Origin of the sequence: Xaviernesmea rhizosphaerae (assembly GCF_001938945.1) — a bacterium.
GTDB lineage: Bacteria > Pseudomonadota > Alphaproteobacteria > Rhizobiales > Rhizobiaceae > Xaviernesmea > Xaviernesmea rhizosphaerae.
This window is the reverse complement of sequence record NZ_MKIO01000037.1, coordinates 123,472-145,368: the sequence shown is the minus strand read 5'-3', so window position 1 is coordinate 145,368 and position 21,897 is coordinate 123,472. Positions and strand designations below refer to the sequence as shown.

Genomic DNA, 21,897 nt, shown 5'->3' with positions numbered 1-21,897 from the left:
TCAGCCTTCCGATTCAGTGGCGATCAGCTTCCAGTTGGGATCGCGCGAGCGCGTGTCGCGGGCGAAGGTCCACAGGTCCTTGACCTCGGAGACCGCCTCCGCGTCACCATCGATCACGGTGCCGGCCTTGTCGAAGGTGGCCGAGATCAGATGGCTGACGATGCTGAGCGTCAGCTGGGCCTCGCTGCCGCGCATCTCGGCCTGGACGATGTCGCTCTTGTCGATGCCGACGAAGGTGGACTTGACCGTCTCGCCGCGCTGCTCGCGCTCGGTGATCGCGGCGTCGAAACCCTCATAGACCTCACGCGACAGGAGGCTCTTCAGCGTCTTGCGGTCACCTTCAGCAAAGGCCATCACAATCATTTCATAGGCCATGCGGGCGCCGGCGACGAATTCCTTGGGATCGAAGCTCTGATCCGCATCCACCACGCGCCGCAGCTGGGCGTTGATCTCGCTGTCGGCGGGGGCGAAGGCATCGACCGCCCTGTAGCGCTCCTCTGCCGGCGCGGGCGCGCCATCGCGGCGCGGCAGCTGCACCACCTTGCCGGTTGCCTGCGGCTGGCGATCGCCGTCTGCGGGCGAAAAGGGATCGACCGGAGGCTTTTCATTGCCGGTGCGCCGGCCGAGCACGGAGCGCAGCTGGATGAAAATGATGACGGCAGCCACCATGAAAAACAAAGTGACGAAGTCCAGAGAGCCCATTTCGATCCGATACCGCTGTTTGCCGTGATGATGAGAAACCATATAGTCCGGCAGACTGTATCATTCAAATGGTCCTCTCGTCTTGATGCCGGCCCTCACCCGGGTCTCTTCATGACGAAGGGGCCTATCCGATCACTTTATCGAAAGGCCCGCTCATGCGACTGCTCCTCCTGCCGCTCGCGCTCTTTGCCCTGCCGCTTCTGGAGATCGCCACCTTCATCTATGTCGGGCGCCATATCGGCGTCGGCTGGACGCTCCTGCTCGTGCTGGTCTCGGCCGTGTCAGGCGCGCTGCTCCTCAAGCATCAGGGCCTGGATGCGCTGAAGCGCATCGCCGCCGCCGCGCGAAACGGCGAGGATGCGGGCCGCGAGCTGGTGCATGCCGCCATGATCGTGGTCGCCGGCTTTCTCCTGATCCTGCCCGGCTTCCTCACCGACATTCTCGGCATCCTGCTGTTCCTGCCGCCGGTGCGCGCGCTGGCCTGGAAGCTGGTGGCGCGCCGGATCGTGATCGTGACCACCCGGACGACGCGCGGGCCCCGGCCGGAGGGTGGCGCCCGCCGCAATGCCCAGATCATCGATCTCGACGCCGACGAATTCTCGACCGACCGGCCGAAACCGCAGGACGGCAAAGCCGATGACGAGGATTTCCGCCGGCTTCCCTGAGCGCGCTGGCGGCGGCCCGGAATGCCGGGAAACCGCCGGGTTGTAAGCATCCGGGCGAGATGCTAGAGCGCCTTGACCCAAAGACCCTGAAGGGAAGAGACATCATGAGCGAAACGAATGGCAACGGGGCTGCTCAGTCCCCCTCGCTGAACATCCTGGCCCAGTACGTCAAGGATCTCTCGTTCGAAAATCCCGGCGCACCGCGTTCGCTTCAGGCGCGCGACAAGGCCCCGTCGATCAACATCAACGTCAATGTCAACGCCAATCCGCTGTCGGAGACGGAGTTCGACGTCATCCTGACGCTGAATGCCGTGGCGACCGAAGGTGACCGGACGATCTTCAACGCAGAGCTTGCCTATGGCGGCGTGTTCCGCGTCACCGGCTTCCCGCAGGAGCACATGCTGCCGCTGCTCTTCATCGAGTGCCCGCGCCTCCTCTTCCCCTTCGCCCGCCAGATCATTGCCGACGCCACGCGCAATGGCGGCTTCCCGCCGCTGATGATCGACCCGATCGACTTCGCCGAAATGTTCACCCAGCGCATGGCCGAGGAAAAGGTTCGTTCGCAGGTCTCGGCCAACACCAACTGATCGGACATCCGTCCCTGATGAACGGCAAAACGCCCGGCGCTGGTCACCAGCCCGGGCGTTTTTTTATCGGTCGCTTCTGGCGGATGATCCTTCACCGGCCCCGTCGTCAAGCGCAGCGGGCCTGCCGGACCTCGCCCAGGCGCTCCATGGGCGGTTCGCGATCGAAGCCAGGTGCATCACGTCCCGGGCGGTTCGTAGCGCGCCCAGATCGCCTTGTCGCCGAGCTTGCCGACGAGTTCGGCATGGGCCAGACGCTCGGCCTCGCTGAGCCGCGGCGGCAGGGGCCGCGGGCGCCGGCTCGCCACCGTCACGACCTCTCCATCCTCCTGCCGGTCCGCCCTGCCCTGGTCTGCCGTCGCCAGACCGAGCGCGGCCTGGCGGCCGCCGATCATCTCGATATAGACTTCGGCCAGCAGTTCGGAGTCGAGCAGCGCCCCGTGCTTGGTGCGGTGGGAATTGTCGATGCCGTAGCGCCGGCAGAGCGCATCGAGCGAATTCGGGCCCATGGGATGCTTGCGGCGGGCAAGCGCCAGCGTGTCCAGCACCTTGTCGGCCGGCACAGGCGCGCGGCCGAGCCGAGCGAATTCGGCATTGATGAAGCCCATGTCGAAGGTGGCATTGTGCGCCACCCAGCGGGCATCGCCGAAGAAGTCGACCAATTGCTCGACCACCTCCTCGAAGCGCGGCTTGTCCTTGAGGAAGTCGTCGGTGATGCCGTGCACCGCCAGCGCTTCTGGGTGCACCGCGCGGTCGCCGGGATTGATATAGACGTGAAAGGTGCGTCCGGTCGGGAAATGATTGTCGAGTTCCACCCCGCCGATTTCGATCACGCGGTCGAGCTTGTTGTCGAGCCCGGTGGTTTCGGTATCGAAGATGATCTCACGCATCAGCGCACTCCTTGACGATGGCGGCGACGGCCGCGCGGGCCGCATCCAGCCCCAGGCCGGTATCGATGATATAATCGGCGCCCTCCCGCTTTACCGCATCCGGCACCTGGCGCGCGAGGATCAGCGCGAATTTCTCCTCGGTCATCCCCGGTCGCTGCAGCACCCGTGCCCTCTGGATCTCCGGCGAGCACGTCACGACGACGATCCGATCGACGCGGTCCTGCGCTCCGGTCTCGAAGAGAAGCGGAATGTCGAGGACGACGAGCGGCGTTCCCAGCGCGCGGTGCTCGGCGAGAAAGGCTGCCTCGCGGGCGCGCACCAGCGGATGGACGATCGCCTCCAGCCGCTTGAAGCCGGCGGGATCGCGCGTCAGCACCTGCGCCAGCTTCACGCGGTCGACGACACCATCGGCCGTCACCCCGGGAAATGCGGCTTCGACCGGCGCCACCGCTTCGCCGCGATAAAGCGCATGGACCACGGCGTCGGCATCGTTCACGGGAACGCCGAGTGCGGCGAAGAAGCCGGCCGTGGTCGACTTGCCCATGCCGATCGAGCCGGTGAGACCCAGGACCCGCGGCCTCGCAGCCGATGCCTGGGCAGGCGATGCGCTGCCGGTCTCGTCCGTCGCGCCCATCTCAGTGCGCCGCCATGTCGGCGATGACCAGATCGCGCAGCCGCTCATCCACCTCGGGCATCGCGCCGAACCAGCGGGCAAAGCCCGGCGCTGCCTGATGCAGCAGCATGCCGAGACCGTCGACGGTGCGACGCCCTTGCGCCTCGGCCTGCTGGAGGAAAGGCGTCATCAGCGGTACATAGACGATGTCGGTGACGATGGCCTCGGGCGCGAGCCGGCTGAAATCGAAATCCGGGACCGGCGCACCGTCCATGCCGAGCGAGGTGGTGTTGACCACCAGGCCGGCGCCCTGCGCCACTTCGTCATAGGCTTCCATCGGATGAGCGCTCAGGGCCGGGCCGAAGCGGTCGGCCAGTTCCTGCGCGCGGGCCACCGTGCGGTTAAGCACATGGATGCGGGCAATGCCTCTGTCGCGCAGAGCTTGCAGAACGGCGCGGCTCGCCCCTCCGGCGCCCAGCACCACGGCGCTGTCACAGTCCGCCCAGCCGGGCGCGCGCTGGTCCAGATTGCGGGTGAAGCCGGCGCCGTCGGTGTTGGTGGCGCGCAGCGCGCCGTCTTCCAGCCAGAGCGTGTTGGCCGCGCCCAGTTCCTCCGAGAGGTCGTCGGGCCGGTCGGCCAGCGCGAAGGCGAGCTCTTTATGCGGAATGGTGACATTGCCGCCGGCAAATCCGCTTGAGCCATCCTTGAGCGCAGCGATGAAGGCGGGGAAGGCCTCCGGCGTCACCTCGACGGCGCGATAGGATCCGGAAATCCCCAGCGCCTTCAGCCAGTGGCCGTGGATCAGCGGCGAGCGGGAGTGCCTGACCGGGAAGCCGGTGACGAAGGCATGGTTAACAAATGTTTCACGTGAATCAGACATCGATCCTGCCCTGTTTCCGCAGTTCGGCGAGCAGCGGCAGAAGCGGCAGACCAAGCACGGTGAAATAGTCGCCGTCGATCGCCTCGAACAGCTGGATGCCCAGGCCTTCGAGCTGATAGGCGCCGACACTCAGGTAAACGCTTTCGCCGACCCGGTCGAGATAGCCCTCGATGAAGCCCTCGGACAGCGGTCGCACGCTCATCCGCGCCTGGCTGACATGGCGCCAGACCACGACGCCGTTCAGCGCCAGCGTCACCGCGCTGTTGAGCAGATGGGTCTTGCCGGAGAAATTCTGAAGATGGGCCTTCGCCTCCTCGCGGCTGCGCGGCTTGTGAAACACGCGTGCGCCCAGCGACAGGGTCTGGTCACCGCCGATCACCAGCGCATCGGGGCGGCGGGCGGACACTTCCAGTGCCTTGGCATCGGCCAGCGCCTGGGCGAGCATATCCGGCGCGATGCCTGCCGCCGCCAGCGGCGCTTCCAGCGCCCGCTCATCGACCCTCGCCGCCAGCCATTCGATCGCCAGGCCGGCATTTTCGAGAAGCATGCGGCGGAACGGGCTCGCGGAGGCAAGAAGAAGAGGCTCGGCCATGACGGTTGCTCCTGACGGGACCGGATGCGGCGGCGCGCAGGCCGGCAGCCGGATGATCTGCGATCCGCACCCACGCAGAGATAACAACGGCGGGACGGGGACAGTGATGAACGGCATGCCCGCTTAGCGCAGCCTCGGGCGCAGGGCAACGATGGCGGCGGCGGTCTCCTCGATCGAGCGGCGGGTGACGTCGATGATCGGCCAGCCATGCCGCCCGCAGAGCTGGCGGGCATAGCGCAGCTCCTCATTGATCACGGCGCGGTCGATATAGTCGGCGCCGTGGTAATCGGTGGTGGCGCCGAGCACCCGGTTCTGCCTGACCTGGGCAATGCGCTCGGTGGTGGCGACGAGCCCGACGATCAGCGGCCGGGTGGCGCCGAGCAGCCCCTCCGGCAAGGGCACGCCAGGCACGATCGGCAGATTGGCCGTGCGGATGCCCCTGTTGGCCAGATAGATGCTCGTCGGCGTCTTCGAGGTGCGGCTGATGCCGACCAGCACCACATCCGCCTCGTTGAAATCCACCGGCAGCTGGCCGTCGTCGTGATCCATGGTGAAGGTCAGCGCATCGATGCGGGCGAAATAATCGGCATCCATCACATGCTGCGCGCCCGAGCGCCGGCGCGAGGCGGTGCCGAGATAGGACTGGAACAGGTCGATGATCGGATCGAGCACGGCCACACAGGGCACGCCCAGCCGCTGGCACTCGCTCGTCACCAGCTGCGCCAGCTCGCGGTCGACGATCGTGAACAGCACGATGCCGGGCGCGCCATCGATCGACTCGATCACCTGCATCAGCTGCTTGCGGTTCCGGATCAGCGGATAGACGTGCTCGACCGCGTGATAGGCCTGAAACTGGGCGGTGGCCGCCCGGCCCGCCGCGATCAAGGTCTCCCCCGTCGAGTCCGAAATCAGGTGGAGATGAAAGTAGGTCTTGCGGTTCTCCACGCTATTCTCCGGCGCCTGTTGATAAAGCGGGACAGCGGCGACCTGACACCGGGGCGGGCGCGAAGGCAAGAGGACAAAGGGAAAGTTATGCACAATTGACAGTGACGAGGAGCAGGTTTCGCCGGCCCTGTTGATAAGACTCGCAGCCGCGACAGTCCGTCGCGTCCGCCCGCAGGCTATCCACAGCCTGCCCACAGCGGTTCTTTGGCGCCAAGCCTTTGGCCTGCCTGAGGAATTTCCGCTTGTGTGACACTTGCCGGCCGCTGTGGGCGAAACATCTCACCGCGTAGATCCGCGGCCTTGGCGACAAGGGTCTGTCTGGGGACAGGCTTTGATCCTTGATCCTCACCGACTCTTAGAAATAGAAACCCTATGAATCCTGTTTTGGTTTGTTTGAAGGAGAACCCTGTGACCCATCCGGAACGGAAGCTGATGCGGGTTCTGGAGGGGCAGACGGTTTCACCGCCGCCGCTCTGGCTGATGCGCCAGGCCGGACGCTACCTGCCGGAATATCGGACCACACGGGCCGTCGCGGGGAGCTTTCTCGACCTCTGTTATACGCCGGAGCTGGCCACGGAAGTGACGCTGCAGCCGATCCGCCGCTATGGCTTCGATGCGGCGATCCTGTTCTCCGACATCCTCGTCATTCCCGATGGGCTGAAGCGCAATGTCCGCTTCCTTGAAGGCCATGGACCGGCCATGGATCCGATCGACGAGGACGGCATTGCCGCGCTCGATCCCGAACCGGTGCTGGCGCATCTTGCGCCGGTCATGGAGGCCGTCGGACGCATCCGGGCCAGCCTGCCCGCCGAGACCACGCTGCTCGGCTTCAGTGGCGCCCCCTGGACCGTGGCGACCTATATGATCGCCGGACATGGAACGCCGGATCAGGCCCCTGCCCGGCTCTTCGCCTATCGGCACCCCGAAAGCTTTGCCCGTCTGCTCGATCTCCTGGCCGACGTCTCCGCCGATTACCTGGTGGCGCAGATCGATGCCGGGGCCGATGCGGTGCAGATTTTTGACAGCTGGGCCGGGGTGCTGGGCGAGGCGGAATTCGAGCGCTTTGCCATTCGCCCCGTCAAGCGGATGATCGACAGCATTCGCGCCCGCCGGCCGCAGGCGCGCATCATCGCCTTCGCCAAAGGCGCGGGTCTGATGCTGAAGCGCTACCGGCAGAAGACCGGCGCCGATGCCATCGGCCTCGACTGGACCGTGCCGCTCGACTTTGCCCGCGAGCTGCAGAAGGACGGGCCCGTGCAGGGCAATCTCGATCCGATGCGCGTGGTGGCGGGCGGTGCTGCTCTGGAAGAAGGGGTGGACGCGATCCTGCAGGGGCTAGGCTCCGGACCGCTGATCTTCAATCTGGGCCACGGAATCACGCCACAGGCCGATCCTGCCACTGTCGCCCGTCTGGTCGAGCGGGTGCGCGGGAGTGCGGCATGAGCGGCGATGAGCAGCGCACACCCCCTCCCACAGGCGCCCAGACTTCCACAGGTGCGCAGACAGGCAAGCCGGCCGGCCGGCGCGCCGGCCTTCGTGCGGGGCTGGCGCTGGCGATCTTCATCGGGCTGATCGCCGGCCTGTTCGCCGCCCCCGTCGATGTCGCCTATCCCTGGATCAAGGCGCTGCACATCATCGCGGTGATCTCCTGGATGGCGGGGCTGCTCTACATGCCGCGCTTGTTCATCTATCACAGCGATGCCGCGCCGGGCTCCGCCCAGTCGGAAACCTTCAAGGTGATGGAGCAGCGGCTCCTGAAGGTGATCATGAACCCGGCGATGATGATCACCTGGGTGCTCGGCCTCTATCTGGCCTGGCGGGTCTACGGTTTCACCGGCGGCTGGCTGCATGCCAAGATCCTCGCCGTGATCCTGCTGACGCTGGCTCATGTGCATTTCGCCAATGCCGTCCGGCTTCTCGCAAAGGACGGCCCGCGCCGCAGCCCGCGCTACTGGCGCCTGATGAACGAGCTGCCGACCGTGCTGATGATCGTCATCGTCATTCTCGCCGTGGTAAAGCCGTTCTGATCGCGGACGCTCTCACTCTGGACAATTTCCCGGCCCCCCTTGCGGCGGGGCCTGGAACCCGCTATTTTGCGCTTATCCCCTCTCTTGATTGTACGTGGTGACGTTCGAGCGGACTGATCTGGTGCCGCCGCGCAGCAGACTGCCACGACCCTTCAATCTCTCTGTTTTTTCCCTCCGAGTGTGATTCCCTTCATGGCTGAAATGAAGCTGCAAGACCTAAAGAACAAGACGGCAACCGATCTCCTGGCCTTTGCGGAGTCGGTTTCGGTGGAGAATGCCAGCGTCATGCGCAAGCAGGAGCTGATGTTCGCCATCCTGAAGATGCTGGCAGCGCAGGATGTGGAGATCATCGGCGAGGGGGTGGTCGAAGTGCTGCAGGACGGTTTCGGCTTCCTGCGCTCGGCCAATGCCAATTATCTGCCGGGCCCTGACGATATCTATATCTCGCCCTCGCAGATCCGCCGCTTCTCGCTGAAGACCGGCGACACGGTGGAAGGGCCGATCCGCGGGCCCAAGGAAGGCGAGCGCTACTTCGCCCTTCTTAAGGTCAACACGATCAATTTCGAGGATCCTGAGAAGATCCGCCACAAGGTCCATTTCGACAATCTGACGCCGCTCTACCCGAACGAGCGCTTCAAAATGGAGCTGGAGGTTCCCACCTCCAAGGATCTTTCGCCCCGCGTGATCGACCTCATCGCCCCGCTCGGCAAGGGCCAGCGCGGCCTGATCGTCGCCCCGCCGCGCACCGGTAAGACCGTTCTCCTGCAGAACATCGCCCATTCGATCACCGCCAACCATCCTGAATGCTATCTGATCGTTCTCCTGATCGATGAGCGTCCGGAAGAAGTCACCGACATGCAGCGCTCGGTGAAGGGCGAGGTGATTTCCTCCACCTTCGACGAGCCGGCCACACGCCACGTGCAGGTCGCCGAAATGGTGATCGAGAAAGCCAAGCGGCTGGTCGAGCATGGCCGCGATGTCGTCATCCTGCTCGATTCCATCACCCGTCTGGGCCGCGCCTACAACACGGTCGTGCCCTCTTCCGGCAAGGTGCTGACCGGCGGTGTCGACGCCAATGCGCTGCAGCGCCCCAAGCGCTTCTTCGGCGCAGCGCGCAACATCGAGGAAGGCGGCTCGCTGACCATCATCGCCACCGCGCTGATCGACACCGGCAGCCGCATGGACGAAGTCATCTTCGAAGAGTTCAAGGGCACCGGCAACTCGGAAATCGTGCTGGATCGCAAGGTGGCCGACAAGCGCATCTTCCCGGCCATGGACATCCTCAAGTCCGGCACCCGCAAGGAAGACCTTCTGGTTCCGCGCCAGGACCTGCAGAAGATCTTCGTGCTCCGCCGCATCCTGGCGCCGATGGGCACAACCGATGCGATCGAATTCCTGATCGACAAGCTGAAGCAGACCAAGACCAATGGCGACTTCTTCGACTCGATGAACACCTGATCGGGCCCGCCCTTCCGCTGCGCGCAGCTTGAGAGCATCTCGTCACGATCAAAGCCCGGCAACGCCATCGCGTCGCCGGGCTTTTTCGTTTATGCAGCGCCTGCGCTCTGGGCATCTGCGCGCTGCCTCCCGTCGCAGCCATAGCCGCAGCGGATCGCGCAGAGCCTGTGTTCGCCGACCTAGATTTTCGTTTTTGCATCGGATTTTTCCGAAAACCGGTTCCCACTTTTCGGTCCGATGCTCTAAAGAGGATGACGCCATGACGGCGCCCATGCATGAGACGATCTTCGCCCTGTCGACCGGTGGCCTGCCCTCCGGCGTTGCGGTTATCCGTCTGAGCGGACCGGAGACCGCCCATGTGATGACGGCCATGGCGGGGCCGCTGCCGCGACCGCGCCGGGCCGCGCTTCGGACCATTCGCCGCCCTTCGGGCGAGAGGCTCGACCAGGGGCTGGTGCTGTTCTTCCCCGGCCCTGCCTCTTTCACCGGCGAGGATTGTGGCGAGCTGCATCTGCATGGCGGCCGGGCTGTGGTCACCGCCGTTCTCGATTGTCTGGGCGGCTTCGCGACCTTGCGCGCAGCCGATGCCGGCGAGTTTTCCCGCCGCGCCTTTTCTCAAGGAAAGCTCGATCTCGTTGAGGTGGAAGGCCTTGCGGATCTTCTGGCGGCCGAAACCGAGATGCAGCGCCGTCTCGCCAGCGAACATGCGGCCGGTGGCCTGTCGGAGATCTACCAGGGCTGGGCCAGGCGCCTCACCCATGCGCGCGCGATGATTGAAGCCGAGCTCGATTTTGCCGATGAGGAGGATGTGCCGGGCTCGGTCGCCGACCGCATCTGGCCCGACATGGCTGCCCTCGGGCTGGAAATCGACCACCATCTGGCTGGTGCCGCGACCGCGGCGATCATCCGTGACGGCTTTCGCATCGTCATCGCCGGTGCGCCCAATGCCGGGAAATCCAGCCTGCTCAATGCACTGGCAAAACGCGAGATCGCCATTGTCACCGAGATTGCGGGCACGACGCGCGACATTCTCGAAGTCGATCTTTCCTTAGCCGGATTCATGGTGAAGCTCTTCGACACCGCAGGCCTGCGCGAGACGGAGGATCGGGTCGAGCGCGAGGGGATCCGTCGTGCCCGAAGCGCCATGGAGGAGGCTGACCTGATCCTGCTTCTCGCCGATCATCCTCAAGGCTTCGACCGGGAGTTGATACGCGACGACCGGGTTGTCGCTGTCGGAACCAAACTTGATCAAGACACGGCTTTATGGGATAGAAGCGCAGCAGAGGTGCTGATTTCGACTCGCTCCGGCGAAGGGCTCGACGCACTGATCCAGGCGATCGAACGGCGCCTGCCGCAGCTTCAGCCGGGTGCTCTGGCCCTGCCCTCCCGCCGCCGTCATCAGGATCTGCTGCGTCAATGTGCCGGGCATGTGCAGGATGGTCTGGCCGCAGCGCCGCTTGGCCTGGATCTCCAGGCGGAGCATTTGCGGCTGGCGCAGGAGGCCCTCGGCCGACTGACAGGCCGGATCGATGTCGAAAACCTGTTGGATGTGATCTTTTCAGAATTCTGCATCGGCAAGTGACCGTCTCAGCACCGAGCGCTACAGCCTCTTTCAACTCAGCCGAGTCGTTTTCTACGTTTCACGTGAAACGATTCTTGATCGGGAATCAACAACCATGCGCTTTGATGTCATCGTGATCGGCGGCGGCCATGCCGGCTGCGAAGCGGCCAGCGCCGCCGCGCGTCTTGGCGCTGAGGTCGCCCTGATCACGCACCGCCGCGACACGATCGGCATCATGTCGTGCAATCCTGCCATTGGCGGGCTCGGCAAGGGCCATCTTGTGCGCGAGGTCGATGCCTTCGACGGGCTGATGGGCCGCGTTGCCGATGCGGCCGGGATCCAGTTCCGCCTGCTCAACCGACGCAAGGGTCCGGCTGTCCGCGGGCCTCGGACCCAGGCCGACCGGAAGCTCTATCGCCTCGCCATGCAGGCCGCCATTGACGCGATCGACAACCTCACTGTTGTCGAAGGCGATGCTTTCGACCTGACAACCAACAACGGACAGGTCGATGGTGTCACCCTCGCCGATGGACGGCACCTCGCGGCGGGCGCCGTCGTCCTGACCAGCGGCACCTTTCTTCGCGGCGTCATCCACATCGGCGACCAGACCACACCGGCCGGCCGGATGGGCGAGGCACCCTCTCTGGGCTTGAGCGACACGCTGCGCCGGGCGGGCTTGGCTCTCGGTCGGCTGAAGACCGGCACGCCGGCGAGACTTGATGGCACGACGATCGACTGGGCGTCGATCGGCCGTCAGGCGGCGGATGAGGATCCCGTGCCCTTCTCCTTCCTCACCGACCGGATCACCACGCCGCAGATCGATTGCGGGGTGACGCGCACGACCGAGGCCACCCATCGGATCATCGAGGAAAATATCGGACGGTCCGCCATGTATTCCGGCAAGATCGAAGGTGTCGGCCCACGCTACTGCCCATCGATCGAGGACAAGATCGTTCGCTTCGGCGAACGCGACGGCCACCAGATCTTTCTGGAGCCGGAAGGGCTCGATGATCCCACTGTCTACCCCAATGGCATTTCCACCAGCCTCCCGGCCGAGGTGCAGGATGCCTTCATCCGAACCATTCCGGGTCTGGAACAGGTTCGCATTTTGCAGCCGGGCTATGCAATCGAATATGATCATGTCGACCCCCGCGAGCTGACGCCTGCACTCGCTGTGCGCAAGCTGCCCGGCCTGTTTCTGGCTGGTCAGATCAACGGCACCACCGGCTATGAGGAGGCGGCGGCCCAAGGCCTGGCGGCTGGGCTCAATGCCGCGCGCCATGCTGGCGGGCAGAGCCCCTATATCTTCAGCCGAACCAGCTCCTATATCGGCGTGATGCTGGATGATCTCACCAGCCGCGGCGTCAGCGAGCCCTATCGCATGTTCACCTCACGCGCCGAATATCGCCTTTCCCTGCGCGCCGACAATGCCGATCTCCGGCTGACGCCCGAAGCCATCGCCTTGGGCTGCGTGGGCTCGGAACGGCGGGAGCGGTTTACCCAGTGGCATCAGCGGTTTGAAGAGCGCCGCGCGCAGTTGAAAGAGCTGAGCGTGACGCCGACGGAAGCACGCCGCGCCGGGCTTGAGCTCAACCAGGACGGCCAGCGACGCTCCGCCTATGACCTTCTCTCCTACGCCCATTATGACTGGCAGACGATCGCGCGGCTTTGGCCTGAAATGGCCTCGGTCGAGCGCAAGCTGACGGACATTCTTGAGATCGATGCCCAATATGCTGTGTATATGGACCGGCAGAGGCTGGACATTGACACGGTTCAGCGCGAAGAGCAGCGGATCATTCCGGCCGAGTTCAGCTATGCTGCGCTTCCCGGGCTGTCGATCGAGCTGAAGCAGAAGCTGGAACGAGCAAAACCCGCGAACATCGCTCAGGCGATGAAGGTGGATGGAATGACACCTGCGGCAATTTCCCTGCTACTGGCGGTGCTGAAACGATCCGAGTCGCCGGCGAAACAAAGAGCGATTCCAGAATGACGAGTCCTCTGGCTCTTATAAACGGCCTGCGTGTTTCACGTGAAACCCGGGAGCGATTGGATCACTTCGTGCAGCTTTTCCAGCGTTGGCAAAAATCCATCAATCTGGTGGCGCCCTCTACCCTGCCCCAGCTCTGGGATCGGCATATCGCGGACAGCCTGCAGATCTTCACGCTCAATCCCGCGCCACAGAAATGGGTTGACCTCGGCTCCGGCGGTGGATTTCCCGGCGTGATCACCGCGATCGCCTTGGCGGAACGGGCCGAGGGCTGGGTTCATCTGATCGAGAGCAACAACAAGAAGGCTGCCTTTTTGCGTGTGGCCTTGCTGGAGACGGGCGCCCGCGGCTCCGTTCATCCGGTTCGGATCGAAGAGGCACCGAAGCTGGTGCCGTCTTGTGACGCCATCTCCGCGCGGGCGCTCGCCGACCTCCCGCAATTGCTTGAATTCTGCCTGCCCTGGGCTGCCGCAAATGAAAATTTGCGCACCTACTTTCATAAAGGCCGGGATTTCGATCTGGAGGTCGAGAAGGCCCGTGGCCGCTTTGGATTCGATCTGGTAAAGCATCAGAGTGTTATCGAACCGGATTCGGTCGTACTCGAAGTGTCGCGTATCGCTCTTTTGCCGCGGATTACAGGATAGACACATGTCCAAGCTCAACCGCATCATCACCATCGCCAATCAGAAGGGCGGCGTCGGCAAGACGACGACGGCCATCAATCTGGCCACTGCCCTGGCCGCGATCGGTGAATCCGTTCTGATCATCGATCTCGATCCGCAGGGCAATGCGTCGACCGGCCTCGGCATTCAGCGCCGCGATCGTTCCCTCTCCTCCTTCGAGCTGATGCTCGGCACCCATGGCGTTGGAGAGATCGTGCAGCCGACGGCGGTTCCCAATCTCTCGATCGTTCCATCGACCATGGACCTTCTGGGCGTGGAAATGGAAATCGCCCAGCAGTCCGACCGCGTCTTCCGTCTGCGCAAGGCGCTGCAGAGCCTGGATGCCCTGCGCTATTCTTATGTGCTGGTCGACTGCCCGCCTTCCTTCAACCTGCTGACCATGAATGCCATGGCGGCTGCCCATTCCGTCCTGGTGCCGCTGCAGTGCGAATTCTTCGCACTGGAAGGCTTGAGCCAGCTGCTGGAAACGGTCGATCAGATCCGCCGCACAGTGAATCCCTCCTTGGATATTCAGGGCATCGTCCTGACCATGTTCGATTCGCGCAACAATCTGGCGCAGCAGGTGGTCACCGACGTCCGCACGCATCTCGGCGAAAAGGTCTATCAGACGCTGATCCCGCGCAATGTCCGGGTCTCCGAAGCGCCCTCCTACGGCAAGCCGGCTATCCTTTATGATCTGAAATGCGCCGGTAGCCAGGCCTATCTGCAGCTTGCCTCCGAGGTGATTCAGCGCGAGCGCCAGCGCAAGGCTGCTGCCTGATCGATTCGATCCCGTAATGAAATTGCGTCATAAAAGACTGACCGAAGCAAAGGATAAGGGCAATGAGTGAGGATCTGTCGCGTCGTCGTTTGGGCCGGGGTCTGGCCGCGCTGATCGGCGAGATGGATCAGCCTCTTCCGGCGGCGGCGGAGCGACCGACCGTCTCTGCCGACCGCAAGGTGCCGATCGAGTTTATTTCGCGCAATCCGCGCAATCCCCGTCGCACCTTCGACGAGCAGGAGCTGCAGGATCTGGCCGCCTCGGTTCGCCAGCATGGCATTGTCCAACCGGTCGTGGTCCGCACCATGCCGGAGGATCGCTATGAGATCATCGCCGGCGAGCGTCGCTGGCGCGCGGCGCAGCTGGCGGGCCTCATCGAAATCCCTGTGATCATTCGTGACGTCGACGACCGCACCGCGCTTGAAATCGCGATCGTCGAAAATGTGCAACGGTCCGATCTCAATCCCGTCGAAGAGGCGATGGGCTATGAGCAGTTGATGGCCGAGCATGGCTATACCCAGAACGATCTGGGCGAAATCGTTGGCAAGAGCCGCAGCCACGTCGCCAACAGCCTTCGTCTGTTGAAGCTGCCGGACCCGGTTCGCGACATGCTGTCCTCGGGAACGCTGTCCGCTGGCCATGCCCGGGCACTGATCCCGACCTCCGATCCGATCAAGCTTGCCCAGGCGGTCATCGCCAAGGGCCTGTCGGTGCGCGACACGGAAAAGCTGGCGCAGAACGACATCAAGGCGCAGAACGATCCCAATGGCGGCCGCCCTCAGCTTAAACCCGCCAAGGATGCCGATACCCTGGCGCTGGAACGCACCCTGTCAGACAGCCTCGGTCTGGAGGTTTCCGTGAGCCACAAGGCCAGCGGTGGGCAGCTGAAGATCTCCTACAGAACGCTGGAGCAGCTCGAGGATCTCTGCCGCATTCTCGAACGGCGCTAGAGTTCGGGCGGGGCCGGCTTTTCAGTCAGATTGCCTAGCGTTACGCGGATATTTTTGAAAAACTTCGGGCGCAGACCAGGCGTGATACGAAATCCTGAGGATCACGTCCGAATCGTGAGATTTCCGGCGGAGATCATCATCACGCGCGACGGCATCCCCGGGCTTTTCCCGAGGATCTGCCGAGATCCGTGATGTGTAAACATATCAGGCGTTTGCCGATGCTTCGGACCAGCGCGAGCACGACGAAACGAGGACTTCGCGCGTCTGCCGAGGCGTCGCAGATATCGCGATGCGATCAGCCGGATCTCGTACGAAATTGCAATGACGGTCGACGAGCGTTCTGCTGCGCTGACACGTGCGCCCGGATGTCTTTGGAGCCTCTGCGCGACAGGACTTCACGCAGGCCGCATCCGCAGTCAGGGAGCGCTGTCAGCGCCGTCTGCCTGCGACGGTCACGGCGAGCAGCGTATGCATGGCGATCTGCTCTTCCAGCGCCGCGCGTCCCCGCGTCTGCAGGATCGCATTGTGAAGCCGCTCGGCTTCGCGCCGAAGATTGGCGCCGGTCCAGTTTTTCAGAGCTGCCTCGATCAGCGGCTTGCGGCGGAAGTGGAGGCCACGGCCGAGCGTCGCGATCACCTGCCCTGCCGGCAAGCGCTTGTCGTCCATCTCCGCGCGCATCACGTCCATCTGCTGAAACTGCTTGAGGCAGCCTTGCAGCACCAGGAAAAGCGGCGTCTTGGAGGCGGCGATCTTGCGCAGTGCGTGGTCCAGCCCATCGACATCGCCCTTCAGCACGGCATCGACGGCATCGTCGACGGAAACGGCGCTGGCATCGCCAATGATCGCCATCACGTCGTCCTCGTCGATCTCCTGCTTGCCCTGAACGTAAAGCGCCAGCTTGCGCAGCTCGTTGCGCGAGGCGATGCGGTCTCCCCCAAGCGATTCGGCGAGGCGGGCGCGGGCATCAGGGGTGATGCGCAGTCCGGCCTGGGCGAGCTCGTCATCGATCAGCGCCTGCACGGCCTTGGCATCGTCCGCATAGCAGGGCAGCGCAAGCAGGGCGGAACTGGTCTCGGCAATCTTGCGCAGGCCCGTGCCCTTCTTCAGATCGCCGGCTTCGATCAGCACCAGCGTCGGCGAGGTCGGCATCTTCACCAGCTCCGCCAGTTCATCCTGCAGGGTCTTTTCCGTGCCGCCGGCGCGCAGCCACACCAGCTTCTCTCCGCCGAACAGGCCGAAGGAGGAGACCTCCTCGATCAGCCGGCCGGGCTTGGCCTGCAGGTCGCCGGCGTCCAGTCGGATCACGGAAAACGGATCGTCCAGCGCGACGCCGCTCAGGCGCGCGAGCGTCTGTGCCCGCTCAGAGACCAGGCCGCGATCGGGGCCGTAGATCAGGATGAGCTTCTGGCTCGGCAGGCCACGCCGCAGCGCGCCGTCGACTTCATGGGCTTTCAGCTCGGCCATGGGATCCTGTCTGCATTGAAAACGGCCAGCAGGCTCTGAAGAGCGTGGCGATCTCCCGGAGTCGCGTCCGCACGTCAGGTCTTCGTATTGTGTCGACTCGTCATCACCGCGCTGAAGCGCCATCGAATGGTCAGAGGATGATGGCGGGCAGGGCGCCGCCGCCCTGCTCGTTCCCGTCAGCCCTTGGTGGGAGCGACCGCCGGCGCAGGTTCGCGGGCGAGGCCTGCTGCCAGATCGGCGCGGATGACTTCGGCGACCTCTTTGCCCGCCCGATCCTCGCCGTCGCGAATGGCGCGCAGCTTGGCGAATTCCTGCACCGAGAAGTCCACCAGCGCCACGGCGGTTCTGTGACCGGACGCGACCGTCTTGCCATCGGAGATCCGGGTGAGATTGTAATCGACCATGATCGTCACGCGTCCGGCCGTGGCCATGTCCGAATTGGTGTCGCGGCTCGAGCGCTGGTCGTAGAGAACGCCTTCTGTGTTGCTCTTGACGGTCAGCGCCAGATGATAGGCCGGGTTCGCCGGCTGCCCTGCCCCGCCGGAGGTGAGGAAGATCAGACGGTTGCGCACCACCTGCGTGACGCGGTCCTTCGGCGGCTCGATGGCGATGGCCGCAAGCGCCGTTCCCGGAATGCCGGTGGCGCCATCGGCGTAAAGCGGCCGCACCTGGCAGCCGGAGGCCAGCAGCATGCCGGCCAGTCCGAGACCGAGAAGGCCCGCCCGCAGCGCCCGGGGCGCGAGATCAGACAACGACATTTACGATCCTCTGCGGCACGACGATGATCTTTTTCGGCGTGCGGCCCTCGAGCGCGGCCTGAACCACGTCCATGGCCAGCACGGCCTGTTCGACGGCAGTCTGGTCCGCGTCGCGGGCGATTGTCAAATCGCCACGCTTCTTGCCATTGATCTGCACCGGCATCGTCACCTCGTTTTCCATGACGAGGCGCGGCTCGAAGGCCGGCCAATCGGTCATGGCCACGAGACCGGTGCCGCCGATGGCGGACCAGCACTCCTCGGCCAGATGCGGGGTCATCGGCGCGATGAGGCGCAGGAGGATCGACACCGCATCCTTCAGCGCCGCGCGAAGGCCTTCGTCGGTCTCGGCGGTCGACTGCGTCAGCGGACCCGCCAGCGCATTGACGAACTCATAGAGGCGCGCCACGGCCTTGTTGAAGGCGAGGTGATCGAAGTCGCCCTGGATCGCCTTCAGCGTCTTATGCGCGATCTGCGAAATAGCAAGACCCGGCCCCTCGAAGGCCGGGCGGGCCGGTGTGGCGGCCAGCCACTCGGCTTCCGAGATCAGGCGCCAGACGCGCTGGACGAAGCGGTTCGCCCCTTCGACGCCGGCTTCCGACCAGATCACGTCGCGATCGGGCGGGGAGTCGGACAAAACGAAGAAGCGGGCGGTATCGGCGCCGTAGGAGTCGATGATGTCGTCGGGATCGACGACGTTCTTCTTCGACTTCGACATTTTCTCGATCGAACCGATGGTCACTTCCGCGCCACCGTCGATCAGGGTCGCACGGCGCTTGCCGTCCTTTTCCTCGATGCGGATCTCGGCCGGAGACACCCATTCGCCATGGGCGCCATTATCGCGACGGTAGGTCTCGTGCACCACCATGCCCTGCGTGAACAGGCCCTTGAAGGGCTCGCTGACGCCGGCATGGCCCGTTGCCTGCATGGCGCGGGTGAAGAAGCGCGAATAGAGCAGGTGCAGAATGGCATGCTCGATGCCGCCAATATACTGGTCGACCGGGATCCAGCGATCACAGGCGGCGCGCTCGGTCGGCTGCGTCTCCCAGGGCGCGGTGAAGCGCATGAAATACCAGGAGGAATCGACGAAGGTGTCCATCGTGTCCGTTTCGCGCCGCGCATCCGCGCCGCATTGCGGGCAGGCCACGTGGCGCCAGGTCGGATGATGGTCGAGGGGATTGCCGGGGCGGTCGAACGTCACGTCATCGGGAAGCTTGACCGGCAGGTCCGCCTTCGGCACAGGCACGACGCCGCAAGCCGCGCAATGGATGACCGGGATGGGGCAGCCCCAATAGCGCTGGCGCGAGATGCCCCAGTCGCGCAGGCGAAAGTTCACCTTGCGGGTGGCCTGCGGCCGGCCGTCGAGTTGGGTGCTCTCCAGCGTCTCGGCCACGCGCGTGAAGGCCTCGTCCGTTGACAGGCCGTTGAGGAAGCGCGAATTGATCATCACGCCGTCGCCGGTATAGGCCTCGTCGCCCACGGTGAAGCTCGCCGCATCCCCATCGCGCGGCATGACCACGGGAACGACCGGCAGATCATATTTGCGGGCGAAGTCGAGGTCGCGCTGGTCGCCCGAGGGGCAGGCGAAGATCGCGCCCGTGCCGTAATCCATCAGCACGAAATTGGCGATCCAGACCGGCAGTTCCCAGGAGGGGTCCAGCGGGTGGCGGACCTTCAGTCCGGTATCGATGCCCTTCTTCTCGGCCGTTTCAAGGGCGGCGAGCGAGGTGCCGGAGCGGCGGGTTTCCTCGCAGAAGGCGTCGATCTCAGGGCTCTTCTCGCTGAGCGCCCGGGCCAGCGGATGGTCCGCGGCGATCGCCAGGAAGGAGGCACCGAACAGCGTGTCGGGACGGGTGGTGTAGACCTCGACCTCAGTCGCGTCACCGCTGAGCGGGCTCGGCACGATCTGCCAGCGGATCGACAGGCCTTCGGAGCGGCCGATCCAGTTCTTCTGCATCAGCCGGACCTTTTCCGGCCACTGGTCAAGCGTATCAAGGGCCGACAGCAGATCCTCGGCATAGTCGGTGATGCGGAAGAACCATTGCGTCAGCTCGCGCTGTTCCACCAGCGCGCCGGAGCGCCAGCCGCGCCCGTCCACCACCTGCTCGTTGGCGAGCACCGTGTTGTCGACAGGGTCCCAGTTGACCTTGGACTGCTTGCGATAGACCAGCCCCTTTTCCAGGAAATCGAGGAACAGGGCCTGCTGCTGGGCGTAATAGGCGACATCGCAGGTGGCGAATTCGCGCGACCAGTCGAGCGACAGACCCATGCGCTTCAGCTGCGCCTTCATTGAGGCGATGTTCTGATAGGTCCAGCTGGCGGGATGGACACCGCGCTCCATCGCCGCATTTTCTGCCGGCATGCCGAAGGCGTCCCAGCCCATGGGGTGCAGCACGTTATAGCCGCGGGCGCGCTTGTAGCGGGCAACGACATCGCCCATGGTGTAGTTGCGCACATGGCCCATATGCACCCGCCCCGAGGGGTAGGGGAACATTTCCAGCACGTAGTATTTCTCGCGCGGGTCGGCATTGTCTGTCTTGAAGACCTGCTGTTCGTCCCAGGTCGCCTGCCAGCGGGGCTCGGCATCACGATGATTGTAGCGTTCGGTGGCCATGCGTTTTTCTTGAGAATGTGCTGAGGAGAAGGGGTGAAAGCGCATCGACGCGCCCAAAATCGTGGCCGAACCTTCATCATGAAACGGTGCAAGCGTCAAGTTTTGCGCCCGTTTGCGCCGAGGCTTTGCCGGGCGGCACCCTTGGCAGCGGGCGCCGGCGCCGCTAAGCAACGGGTCAAGGCGCCATGCGGCGCACAGTCGGAACAGGGGAGCAGGCCATGGGCGTGGAAGACAATCTCAGGGATGTCCGCGAAAAGATTGCGCGCGCCGAGCAGGCGGCCGGCCGCCCGGCCGGCAGCGTGTCCCTTGTGGCGGTGTCCAAGACCTTCGACGCCGAGGCCATTCGGCCGGTGATTGCCTGCGGCCAGCGCGTGTTCGGGGAAAACCGGGTGCAGGAGGCGCAGGGCAAATGGCCGGCGCTGCAGGCCGAGACCGACGGCATCGAGCTGCATCTGATCGGCCCGCTGCAATCCAACAAGGCGGCCGATGCCGTGGCGCTGTTTGACGTGATCCAGACGATCGACCGGCCGAAGATCGCCAAGGCGGTGGCGGAGGAGATCGGCCGCCAGGGCCGGCCGGTGCGCACCTATGTTCAGGTCAATACAGGGCTCGAGCCGCAAAAGGCCGGCATTGCGCCCGAGGAGACCGAGGACTTTATACGCCTCTGCCGCGAAGAGATCGGGCTTCCTGTCGAGGGTCTGATGTGCATTCCGCCGGCGGACGAAAATCCCGGCCCGCATTTCGCCCTCTTGGACAAGCTCGCGCGCGCCTGCGGTCTCTCGAAGCTGTCCATGGGCATGTCCGGCGATTTCGAGACGGCGGTTGCCTTCGGCGCCACCAGCGTGCGGGTGGGATCGGCGATCTTCGGCAGCCGGTGAGGTTGCCGGCCGGATCTGTCGCCGCGTCAGGCGATCCCGCCGTCACGGCATGAAAAAGGCCGGCTGCCTTTGAAAGGCGCCGGCCTGGTCTTTCGTCGCAGGCAGGAAGAGGATCAATAGTCCTCGTCTTCCTCCTCGGTGTGGGTGGACTTCAGCGACTTCAGCTTGGCGAAGACGGCGTCGGCGTCCATTTCCTTCTCTTCCTCGCGCTCATAGCTGAAGCCGAGCTTTTCGGTTTCCTGCGCGGCTTCGAGCGTGGCGCCGAGTTCGGCGGCGGTCGGCAGCGGCCGGTTCTTGGCGGCGCGTTCGACTTCGAGATCGAGATCGATCTGCGAGCACAGGCCGAGCGTTACCGGGTCCATCGCCGTCAGATTGGCGGAATTCCAGTGGCTGCGATCGCGGATCTGCTCGATGGTCGACTTGGTGGTGCCGACGAGACGGGAGATCTGCGCGTCCTTCAGTTCCGGATGGTTGCGCACCAGCCAGAGAATGGCGTTCGGCCGGTCCTGACGCTTGGAAACCGGGGTGTAGCGCGGGCCGCGGCGCTTGGATTCGGGCACGCGTACCTTCGGCTCGGAAAGCTTCAGCTTGTAGGCCGGATTCTTTTCGGCGCGCACGATCTCGTCGCGCGAGAGCTGGCCGGTGGCGATCGGATCCAGCCCCTTGATGCCCTGCGCGGATTCGCCATCGGCGATCGCTTTGACTTCCAGCGGATGAAGCTTGCAGAACTGGGCAATCTGGTCGAACGACAAAGCGGTGTTGTCAACAAGCCAGACGGCGGTTGCCTTCGGCATCAGCAGCTGTTGAGCCATGGATATAGTCCTTCTGTCCGTCCGCGCCGGTGTCGCGGGAGGTGGGGGGTACCACTGGGAATTTCCGGGAATTGGAC

At 64.3% G+C, this 21,897-nt stretch carries 21 protein-coding genes; 11 read left to right on the top strand and 10 right to left on the bottom strand.

Translation table 11 applies throughout. The features are described 5' to 3' along the window. Positions 1–702: a Tim44/TimA family putative adaptor protein gene (locus BJF92_RS17155; RefSeq protein WP_075636024.1), complete on the bottom strand. Its 702-nt coding sequence runs from the start codon at positions 700–702 to the stop codon at positions 1–3. Between the two features lie 155 nt (positions 703–857). On the opposite strand from BJF92_RS17155, the gene BJF92_RS17150 reads away from it, so the two are divergent. Further along, positions 858–1,367: an FxsA family protein gene (locus BJF92_RS17150; RefSeq protein WP_075635967.1), complete on the top strand. Its 510-nt coding sequence runs from the start codon at positions 858–860 to the stop codon at positions 1,365–1,367. A 104-nt stretch (positions 1,368–1,471) separates the two neighbouring features. Next, positions 1,472–1,954 (top strand): protein-export chaperone SecB, encoded by a 483-nt coding sequence (gene secB / locus BJF92_RS17145; RefSeq protein ID WP_075635966.1) that lies wholly within the window; start codon positions 1,472–1,474, stop codon positions 1,952–1,954. 176 nt (positions 1,955–2,130) lie between these two features. Here secB and dnaQ read toward each other — a convergent pair whose 3' ends face one another. From dnaQ to BJF92_RS17120, 5 genes are all read right to left on the bottom strand, one after another. Then, on the bottom strand, positions 2,131–2,841 hold the full coding sequence (gene dnaQ / locus BJF92_RS17140; RefSeq protein ID WP_075635965.1) for a DNA polymerase III subunit epsilon: 711 nt from the start codon (positions 2,839–2,841) through the stop codon (positions 2,131–2,133). Further along, the gene (gene coaE, locus BJF92_RS17135; RefSeq protein WP_078058192.1) at positions 2,834–3,475 is read right to left on the bottom strand and encodes a dephospho-CoA kinase; all 642 of its coding nucleotides are present in this window, start codon (positions 3,473–3,475) and stop codon (positions 2,834–2,836) included. The genes dnaQ and coaE overlap by 8 nt, the downstream gene beginning before the upstream one ends. A gap of 1 nt (position 3,476) precedes the next feature. After that, the gene (locus BJF92_RS17130; RefSeq protein ID WP_075635964.1) at positions 3,477–4,334 is read right to left on the bottom strand and encodes a shikimate dehydrogenase; all 858 of its coding nucleotides are present in this window, start codon (positions 4,332–4,334) and stop codon (positions 3,477–3,479) included. Further along, a complete protein-coding gene (locus BJF92_RS17125) occupies positions 4,327–4,926 on the bottom strand; it encodes a Maf-like protein (protein ID WP_075635963.1) in 600 nt (199 codons plus the stop codon). Before BJF92_RS17125 ends, BJF92_RS17130 begins: the two co-directional genes overlap by 8 nt. Before the next feature lie 123 nt (positions 4,927–5,049). Beyond that, complete coding sequence (locus BJF92_RS17120) at positions 5,050–5,871, bottom strand: pyruvate, water dikinase regulatory protein (protein ID WP_075635962.1); 822 nt, start codon at positions 5,869–5,871, stop codon at positions 5,050–5,052. A 432-nt stretch (positions 5,872–6,303) separates the two neighbouring features. On the opposite strand from BJF92_RS17120, the gene hemE reads away from it, so the two are divergent. From hemE to BJF92_RS17080, 8 genes are all read left to right on the top strand, one after another. Continuing rightward, positions 6,304–7,314 carry a uroporphyrinogen decarboxylase gene (gene hemE / locus BJF92_RS17115; RefSeq protein ID WP_075636022.1) on the top strand — a complete coding sequence of 337 codons (1,011 nt, stop codon included), beginning with the start codon at positions 6,304–6,306 and terminating at the stop codon, positions 7,312–7,314. Then, positions 7,311–7,898 carry a protoporphyrinogen oxidase HemJ gene (gene hemJ / locus BJF92_RS17110; protein ID WP_078058190.1) on the top strand — a complete coding sequence of 196 codons (588 nt, stop codon included), beginning with the start codon at positions 7,311–7,313 and terminating at the stop codon, positions 7,896–7,898. Before hemE ends, hemJ begins: the two co-directional genes overlap by 4 nt. Before the next feature lie 192 nt (positions 7,899–8,090). Further along, entirely contained in the window at positions 8,091–9,356 is a 1,266-nt protein-coding gene (gene rho, locus BJF92_RS17105) for a transcription termination factor Rho (protein ID WP_139790589.1), read from the top strand. Between the two features lie 259 nt (positions 9,357–9,615). Beyond that, entirely contained in the window at positions 9,616–10,938 is a 1,323-nt protein-coding gene (gene mnmE / locus BJF92_RS17100) for a tRNA uridine-5-carboxymethylaminomethyl(34) synthesis GTPase MnmE (RefSeq protein WP_245294810.1), read from the top strand. Between the two features lie 94 nt (positions 10,939–11,032). Further along, complete coding sequence (mnmG, locus tag BJF92_RS17095; protein WP_075635960.1) at positions 11,033–12,907, top strand: tRNA uridine-5-carboxymethylaminomethyl(34) synthesis enzyme MnmG; 1,875 nt, start codon at positions 11,033–11,035, stop codon at positions 12,905–12,907. Next, positions 12,904–13,548 carry a 16S rRNA (guanine(527)-N(7))-methyltransferase RsmG gene (gene rsmG / locus BJF92_RS17090; RefSeq protein WP_075635959.1) on the top strand — a complete coding sequence of 215 codons (645 nt, stop codon included), beginning with the start codon at positions 12,904–12,906 and terminating at the stop codon, positions 13,546–13,548. The genes mnmG and rsmG overlap by 4 nt, the downstream gene beginning before the upstream one ends. Before the next feature lie 4 nt (positions 13,549–13,552). Then, entirely contained in the window at positions 13,553–14,347 is a 795-nt protein-coding gene (locus BJF92_RS17085) for a ParA family protein (protein ID WP_075635958.1), read from the top strand. A 62-nt stretch (positions 14,348–14,409) separates the two neighbouring features. Then, positions 14,410–15,297 (top strand): ParB/RepB/Spo0J family partition protein, encoded by an 888-nt coding sequence (locus BJF92_RS17080; protein ID WP_075635957.1) that lies wholly within the window; start codon positions 14,410–14,412, stop codon positions 15,295–15,297. Between the two features lie 429 nt (positions 15,298–15,726). Here the strand turns inward: BJF92_RS17080 and holA are convergent, their stop codons facing one another. The 3 genes from holA to leuS all read right to left on the bottom strand — a co-directional run bounded on the left by holA (position 15,727) and on the right by leuS (position 20,130). Then, a complete protein-coding gene (gene holA, locus BJF92_RS17075; RefSeq protein WP_075635956.1) occupies positions 15,727–16,761 on the bottom strand; it encodes a DNA polymerase III subunit delta in 1,035 nt (344 codons plus the stop codon). A gap of 176 nt (positions 16,762–16,937) precedes the next feature. After that, positions 16,938–17,519, bottom strand: a complete 582-nt coding sequence (locus tag BJF92_RS17070) for a hypothetical protein (RefSeq protein WP_075635955.1) — start codon at positions 17,517–17,519, stop codon at positions 16,938–16,940. Next, on the bottom strand, positions 17,506–20,130 hold the full coding sequence (leuS, locus tag BJF92_RS17065; protein ID WP_075635954.1) for a leucine--tRNA ligase: 2,625 nt from the start codon (positions 20,128–20,130) through the stop codon (positions 17,506–17,508). Before leuS ends, BJF92_RS17070 begins: the two co-directional genes overlap by 14 nt. A 218-nt stretch (positions 20,131–20,348) precedes the next feature. Here leuS and BJF92_RS17060 point away from each other — a divergent pair, with 218 nt between their 5' ends. Further along, positions 20,349–21,008 (top strand): YggS family pyridoxal phosphate-dependent enzyme, encoded by a 660-nt coding sequence (locus BJF92_RS17060; RefSeq protein WP_075635953.1) that lies wholly within the window; start codon positions 20,349–20,351, stop codon positions 21,006–21,008. A 113-nt stretch (positions 21,009–21,121) separates the two neighbouring features. On the opposite strand, the gene BJF92_RS17055 is transcribed toward BJF92_RS17060, so the two are convergent. Then, positions 21,122–21,820, bottom strand: a complete 699-nt coding sequence (locus tag BJF92_RS17055) for a DUF1013 domain-containing protein (RefSeq protein WP_075635952.1) — start codon at positions 21,818–21,820, stop codon at positions 21,122–21,124. Positions 21,821–21,897 lie beyond the last annotated feature (77 nt).

Excerpts from the sequence above, each read along its gene's own strand:
- hemJ (WP_078058190.1), top strand. The coding sequence starts at position 7,311 with ATGAGCGGCGATGAGCAGCGCACACCCCCTCCCACAGGCGCCCAGACT.
- BJF92_RS17130 (WP_075635964.1), bottom strand. The coding sequence starts at position 4,334 with ATGTCTGATTCACGTGAAACATTTGTTAACCATGCCTTCGTCACCGGC.
- mnmE (WP_245294810.1), top strand. The coding sequence starts at position 9,616 with ATGACGGCGCCCATGCATGAGACGATCTTCGCCCTGTCGACCGGTGGC.
- rho (WP_139790589.1), top strand. The coding sequence starts at position 8,091 with ATGGCTGAAATGAAGCTGCAAGACCTAAAGAACAAGACGGCAACCGAT.
- BJF92_RS17080 (WP_075635957.1), top strand. The coding sequence starts at position 14,410 with ATGAGTGAGGATCTGTCGCGTCGTCGTTTGGGCCGGGGTCTGGCCGCG.
- BJF92_RS17155 (WP_075636024.1), bottom strand. The coding sequence starts at position 702 with ATGGGCTCTCTGGACTTCGTCACTTTGTTTTTCATGGTGGCTGCCGTC.
- BJF92_RS17085 (WP_075635958.1), top strand. The coding sequence starts at position 13,553 with ATGTCCAAGCTCAACCGCATCATCACCATCGCCAATCAGAAGGGCGGC.
- mnmG (WP_075635960.1), top strand. The coding sequence starts at position 11,033 with ATGCGCTTTGATGTCATCGTGATCGGCGGCGGCCATGCCGGCTGCGAA.
- BJF92_RS17125 (WP_075635963.1), bottom strand. The coding sequence starts at position 4,926 with ATGGCCGAGCCTCTTCTTCTTGCCTCCGCGAGCCCGTTCCGCCGCATG.
- holA (WP_075635956.1), bottom strand. The coding sequence starts at position 16,761 with ATGGCCGAGCTGAAAGCCCATGAAGTCGACGGCGCGCTGCGGCGTGGC.
- coaE (WP_078058192.1), bottom strand. The coding sequence starts at position 3,475 with ATGGGCGCGACGGACGAGACCGGCAGCGCATCGCCTGCCCAGGCATCG.
- dnaQ (WP_075635965.1), bottom strand. The coding sequence starts at position 2,841 with ATGCGTGAGATCATCTTCGATACCGAAACCACCGGGCTCGACAACAAG.
- BJF92_RS17060 (WP_075635953.1), top strand. The coding sequence starts at position 20,349 with ATGGGCGTGGAAGACAATCTCAGGGATGTCCGCGAAAAGATTGCGCGC.
- leuS (WP_075635954.1), bottom strand. The coding sequence starts at position 20,130 with ATGGCCACCGAACGCTACAATCATCGTGATGCCGAGCCCCGCTGGCAG.
- hemE (WP_075636022.1), top strand. The coding sequence starts at position 6,304 with ATGCGGGTTCTGGAGGGGCAGACGGTTTCACCGCCGCCGCTCTGGCTG.
- rsmG (WP_075635959.1), top strand. The coding sequence starts at position 12,904 with ATGACGAGTCCTCTGGCTCTTATAAACGGCCTGCGTGTTTCACGTGAA.
- BJF92_RS17055 (WP_075635952.1), bottom strand. The coding sequence starts at position 21,820 with ATGGCTCAACAGCTGCTGATGCCGAAGGCAACCGCCGTCTGGCTTGTT.
- secB (WP_075635966.1), top strand. The coding sequence starts at position 1,472 with ATGAGCGAAACGAATGGCAACGGGGCTGCTCAGTCCCCCTCGCTGAAC.
- BJF92_RS17070 (WP_075635955.1), bottom strand. The coding sequence starts at position 17,519 with ATGTCGTTGTCTGATCTCGCGCCCCGGGCGCTGCGGGCGGGCCTTCTC.
- BJF92_RS17150 (WP_075635967.1), top strand. The coding sequence starts at position 858 with ATGCGACTGCTCCTCCTGCCGCTCGCGCTCTTTGCCCTGCCGCTTCTG.